This window comes from Acidocella sp. MX-AZ02 (assembly GCF_000306035.1).
In the GTDB taxonomy this organism is placed as follows: domain Bacteria; phylum Pseudomonadota; class Alphaproteobacteria; order Acetobacterales; family Acetobacteraceae; genus Acidocella; species Acidocella facilis.
In genome coordinates, this window is record NZ_JH976207.1 from 1,673,091 (window position 1) to 1,674,653 (window position 1,563).

At 54.7% G+C, this 1,563-nt stretch carries 3 protein-coding genes; all 3 read left to right on the forward strand.

Features of this window, described 5'->3' with window-relative positions; genetic code table 11:
• Nucleotides 1–136 precede the first annotated feature (136 nt).
• Nucleotides 137–778, forward strand: coding sequence for a hypothetical protein (locus MXAZACID_RS17770; RefSeq protein ID WP_008493788.1), 642 nt, complete (start codon nt 137–139; stop codon nt 776–778).
• 21 nt (nt 779–799) lie between these two features.
• Nucleotides 800–1,243, forward strand: a complete 444-nt coding sequence (locus MXAZACID_RS18775) for a hypothetical protein (protein ID WP_144052690.1) — start codon at nt 800–802, stop codon at nt 1,241–1,243.
• A 79-nt stretch (nt 1,244–1,322) separates the two neighbouring features.
• A partial coding sequence (locus tag MXAZACID_RS19715; RefSeq protein WP_205619752.1) for a hypothetical protein occupies nt 1,323–1,563 on the forward strand: 241 nt, incomplete at its 3' end.

The following is a 1,563-nucleotide window of genomic DNA, read 5'->3' on the forward strand; positions in this document are numbered from 1 at the left end:
CCTTGGTCAGCCGTGGCGAGGTTTGGAACGCGCCCCCTGCCCTGGACTATCTCCGGAACGCGGCGGACGGCCCCGACAAGGCGATTGCGCGGCTGCTGGCGGCCATCGGTGAGCGGATGTTGCAAAGGGGCGCGGCATGAGCGCAACGGCCGGGGCGGCCTTTGTGGCGGCCCAATTCATTCCCGGCCTGGACGTCGCGGTCGACGCCGTGGCACTTGGCATCGCCGGCGCCGCGGCAGTGAGCGTCATTGGGGCCGAGATCTACCAACATGCGGGCCATCAGGCTGTCCAGGCGAATACCAAAGCCGATGAGCAGCTCAAGGACTCCGATGCTTCCGAGCCTTGCGTGGAATGTGATGAAGACCCTTGCGCTCACTTGCGCAAGGGCAATGGTGGAGGCAAATACAGGGGCGGCGCACATGGCGAAACCAAAGGGCCAAGTAAGGATGGGCTGGATTCTCACCATACGCCGGCGGCCCAGGCGAGCAAAGAGGGAGGCGGGCCTGCAAGGGATGATGGGCCGGCTATCCAGATGGAGCCCAAAGATCATCGCGATACGGCAAGTTATGGCGGAGGCGCAGGGCCGGAGGCATATCGAGAGAAGCAGGCGGAACTTATCAAGGAAGGAAAACTTCTTGATGCCACCAAAATGGATATTGAAGACGTCAAAAAAATTGCTGCGGCCTCCGGTGATCCGGCCAAGTATGATGAGGCGTTAAAAGAAATGCAGGCTTACGCGGAGTGCCTGCAAAATCAGATAGATAAGGGCAAGCCATGATGATCAAGGAAGGAGATAAGAATGCAATGGAAGATTGACCCCTATGAGGGGACTGGCCCGATAAAACTCGGTATGAAGCCAGAGCAGGTGCAAAAAGCATTTCGTCCATTTGAGAAAACGATAGAGCGATCTTCTGAATATTTTAATGCTTATTTTCCGGATCTCGAAACTCCAATTCTTGGATTTCGTAACGGTTTACTCGTAGACTTCGGTTTTGGTTGGAGAACGGAAGCCGTATATATTCTCGATACAGATTATTTTCATACAAAACCGAACGTGTTTTTGCAAAGCGTAAAGCGTCTCGATTCTGGACTCAAAAAGAGCAGAGGCGGGAATATCTTGTCATCGACATTTGGCATTTCCTTCGACCTCATCGATCTTGATGAAAGCGACAAGACGATATGGGCGTTTTCCCATGAGGAGTTCCTGCCTCTTTTTGAAAAAGCTCGCCCTTTTGAAGACTGACCTGCCCCCAAGAGTTCCCTCGCCGTGACGTGATGCTTCCGAGCCTTGCGTTGAATGTGATGAAGACCCGTGTGCGCATTTGCACAAGGGCAATGGTGGAGGCAAATACAGGGGCGGCGCGCATGGAGAAACCAAGGAGCCCAAAGGTGATGGGCTGGATTCTCATCATATGCCAGCCGCTCAGGCCAACGAGGCAGGAGGTGGGCCAGCGCGGGATGATGGACCGGCAATTCAGATGGAACCGGAGGACCACAAAGATACGATGAGCAATGGCTCCGGCGAAGACGCGAAACTCTATAGCAGTTTGCTGAAAAACCCCG

Bases quoted from the DNA above. Each gene is read 5' to 3' on its own strand.
- MXAZACID_RS18775 (WP_144052690.1), top strand. From the start codon at position 800: ATGCAATGGAAGATTGACCCCTATGAGGGGACTGGCCCGATAAAACTC.
- MXAZACID_RS17770 (WP_008493788.1), top strand. From the start codon at position 137: ATGAGCGCAACGGCCGGGGCGGCCTTTGTGGCGGCCCAATTCATTCCC.